The organism is Streptococcus mitis (assembly GCF_001579035.1).
GTDB classification, from domain to species: Bacteria; Bacillota; Bacilli; order Lactobacillales; family Streptococcaceae; genus Streptococcus; species Streptococcus mitis_J.
In genome coordinates this window covers 84,254-88,255 of sequence record NZ_KQ970291.1, presented here as the reverse complement: position 1 = coordinate 88,255, position 4,002 = coordinate 84,254, and the positions used below count along the sequence as shown (strand labels likewise).

Sequence of the window (4,002 nt, the reverse complement as noted above, 5' to 3'; positions counted from 1 at the left end):
TTCTATTCAGGGGTTATTTTTGAGTTGGGGCGGTTTTTGCTTGACGCTGATTATCATAGATTTGAAGAGACGAGGAAGACTGCTTTAGGCCTTTAGCTTTTTAATAACAAACTTACTACAATGAAGTGAGTATTTATTAATAGTGTATGGTTGCAATTCAAATAAATATCAATAAACTTGCACAAAAAGAGAGTTGTAAGTACTGGAGAAATAGAATTTTATAGTTAAGTATAAGAGGCTCATTGATCAGTATTTATATTGTTATAGGAGAATCTGCACTTGTTATTGAATATCGTTTTCAAAAGTATATTGTATTATTTATTATTAGCTATAGAAGTGGATGTTTTAAGTGAAATACAGTAAGTGTTATGAGTTAGTGAAAATTTTTTATAGAAGCATTGTAAAGATATTTGAAAACTTTAAAAGAAGGATTAGGAGTCAAGAAAGGTATCCTAAAAGTCTAGAGGACATAGAGAAAGAGATATACCAACTTAGTAATATTGATGATATTCTGAATTATATTTTAAAGTACTATAATATTTATTATTCAATAAATAAATTAAATACTGTGATGAATTTAGCTATTATTCAAAGAAAGCGAGAATCAAATTCACAATTTTCACTGAAACTTATGGTTCAGTTATATGTATATATATTATTGAAGTATAACGGCGAGTCAAAGAAGGATGTAGTTACTTCAGATGAAATTGAAATTTTCCTTTTATTCATAAATGCCCTTCAAAATAATATATCTAATAACCAAGTGGAACAGTCAATACAAGATAGAAGGAGCGATAGTTTACAAAGTTATCTAAGCTACCATTTTAATTTTCGAAAAGAACTTTGGGAGTATTATGAAATATGTAGGATGTTTGATAATGAAGCAAGAAAACAATATGGATTTTCAATTTACGAAAATTTTGACAAGTTATTATATATAATCTGTAATGTTAAATTTCGCCTAGATGGATTAGTGTGTAGTTGTAGCCAATTTTCAGATAGAGAGTTGGATGAAATCTTTGGGGGTATTGATTATAGTAAATTATTTATGGCTACTTCAAAGAATATGGAGGTAAGATATTTGACCTCTTCTATACAAATATTAGGGGGTTCTATTGGGATTAAAAGGAATTTGACATATTTTTTACCTGCATCAGAACATATTCTATCTAGTATTGAACAAAAACTAATTTCTTCTTCAAACAATAAAGGAGACATATTAGAGAAGGAATTAAAAACTATTTTGGAAAATTATTTTGATGCTGATAATGTTTATCAATCTTTATATTTAAAAACTAGTAAAAAAGAAGAACAAGATTTCATTGTTATTTCAGGTAACAATATCCTATTAATAGAATGCAAGGCTAGGGATTTTAAAGAGATTCCGTTTAATCAAAAAATGTCAGAGGAGCGTCGCCAGCAGCTGTTTAAAAAAGTGGTATTGGCAGCTTCTGAACAAGCTGAGAGAGCTAAACAATATATCCTTAATAATGAAATTGCAATATTCACTGATAAAAAGGGAAGTACTGAGCGACTTAGAATTGAAAATATAAAATCTAAAAAAATATATAAGGTAGTCGTAACATTAGATGATTACTATAAATTATCTGAAATGGCAATAGATTATTTTAAAGATAGGAATAGAAATGATTTGATTGACACATGGATTGTAAATTATTTTGATTTCCAAAAGATAATCTGGCATAGTGGAATAGAGAAGATATTTGATTATATATCTTATAGGACATCTGGAATTGAAACTATACGTTCTATTCAAGCTAGTGAGATAGCACAGTATGGATATTATATCAGTCCTAACTATAACTTTATCCCACCTAATGGTTGCAATATTGAAGTTAACCTAATGGGACGATTTGAAAATTGGTCACTACCTTTCGAAGAAAGTAAAAATGAACTTGTTTTAAACAACACTATATTTAAATATCAAAAGGAGAAACAACATGATCGACCGTTACTCTCGCCCTGAGATGGCGAATATTTGGAGTGAAGAAAATAAATACCGTGCTTGGCTTGAGGTGGAAATCTTGGCTGACGAGGCATGGGCTGAGTTGGGGGAAATCCCTAAGGAAGATGTAGCTTTGATTCGTGAAAAAGCGGACTTTGACATCGACCGTATTTTGGAGATTGAGCAGGAGACTCGTCACGATGTGGTTGCCTTCACACGTGCGGTTTCTGAAACGCTTGGCGAAGAGCGCAAGTGGGTCCATTATGGTTTGACATCAACTGACGTGGTGGACACGGCCTACGGTTACCTCTACAAGCAGGCCAACGACATCATACGTCGTGACCTTGAAAACTTCACCAACATCATCGCTGACAAGGCCAAGGAGCACAAGTTCACTATCATGATGGGGCGTACCCACGGGGTGCATGCTGAGCCGACAACTTTTGGTCTTAAATTGGCGACTTGGTACAGTGAAATGAAGCGCAATATCGAGCGTTTCGAGCATGCGGCTGCTGGTGTGGAAGCTGGTAAGATTTCTGGTGCGGTTGGTAACTTTGCCAACATCCCACCATTCGTAGAGCAATACGTCTGCGACAAATTGGGTATCCGTGCCCAAGAAATCTCTACACAAGTGCTTCCTCGTGACCTTCACGCTGAGTACTTTGCGGTTCTTGCCAGCATCGCGACTTCTATCGAGCGTATGGCGACTGAGATTCGTGGTTTGCAAAAATCAGAACAACGCGAAGTGGAAGAATTCTTTGCTAAAGGGCAAAAAGGTTCATCTGCAATGCCTCACAAACGCAACCCTATCGGTTCTGAGAACATGACAGGTCTAGCGCGTGTCATCCGTGGTCACATGATTACGGCTTATGAAAACGTAGCTCTTTGGCATGAGCGTGATATCTCTCACTCATCAGCTGAGCGCATCATCACACCAGATACAACTATCTTGATTGACTACATGCTCAACCGCTTTGGAAATATTGTCAAGAATTTGACAGTCTTCCCAGAAAACATGATCCGCAATATGAATTCTACGTTTGGTCTTATCTTTAGCCAACGTGCTATGTTGACCTTAATTGAAAAAGGCATGACCCGTGAGCAAGCCTATGACTTGGTACAACCAAAAACAGCCTACTCTTGGGATAATCAAGTAGACTTTAAACCGCTTCTCGAAGCAGATCCAGAGGTAACTTCTCGCCTCACTCAAGAAGAAATCGACGAAATCTTCAACCCTCTTTACTACACCAAACGAGTGGATGATATCTTTGAACGTCTTGGTTTAGGAGAGTAAAGGTAATGAACGTGGACAATGTACTAGATTGGTTGAGTAATGTAATTAGAACCACACCGGATGTATAATTCAATCATTAATTGTAAGTGTTGTTATGCTAGTTCTTAGAAAAACATTACCTAAACTACCACGGATAGGTTCAAGATTTTCTGGGTGGATTAATAAATTATCACACTTTTTTAACAACAACTCATTAGAAATTTCTGAGAATACAAAAATAATTCCAACTCCTGCATATATTCCAGGAGAGGATTTTCAACTTAAAAGAAAGAAAACTAAGCCTACTCAATATAACAAAAATATGAGCGATTCTGATTTTTTGGGGATGATTATCTTCTATTTAGTACTTATTAGTGGTATTGTTTATATGTTTATGAAGTATATAAATGAAATTTCGCTTGTTTTAAAATGGTATGGTTTAATTCCTCTGCTGACTTCAATTATAATTTTGTTTCTTATTGCAATTAGTTGGCGTATTCAAAAATCTACATTAATTTATCTTTTCTATTCAATCCCTATATCTATACTTACTATTTATTATGGAATTAATCTACTAACAATTTCTGAAGGAATGTCAGCAACTGTAACTGATAGCAGGTTTATTAGCAGTATTTATATAATATTTGGTTTATTGATTGCAGTTGCACAACAATTTATAGCATATTTTATGATGTTTAGAAACTTATTGATTCATTTTGCAAGAAAAAGAAAAGTACCTGAGTTTATAAAAAGGATTATATAT

At 34.2% G+C, this 4,002-nt stretch carries 3 protein-coding genes; all 3 read left to right on the top strand.

All coding sequences use genetic code 11. From position 1 onward, the window contains the following. Positions 1–406: 406 nt before the first annotated feature. Positions 407–1,987: an NERD domain-containing protein gene (locus SMIDD26_RS09485; protein ID WP_061439976.1), complete on the top strand. Its 1,581-nt coding sequence runs from the start codon at positions 407–409 to the stop codon at positions 1,985–1,987. Next, the gene (purB, locus tag SMIDD26_RS09480; protein WP_061439938.1) at positions 1,962–3,260 is read left to right on the top strand and encodes an adenylosuccinate lyase; all 1,299 of its coding nucleotides are present in this window, start codon (positions 1,962–1,964) and stop codon (positions 3,258–3,260) included. Before SMIDD26_RS09485 ends, purB begins: the two co-directional genes overlap by 26 nt. 94 nt (positions 3,261–3,354) lie before the next feature. Next, the coding region (locus SMIDD26_RS09475; protein ID WP_061439936.1) for a hypothetical protein at positions 3,355–4,002 on the top strand (648 nt) is incomplete at its 3' end.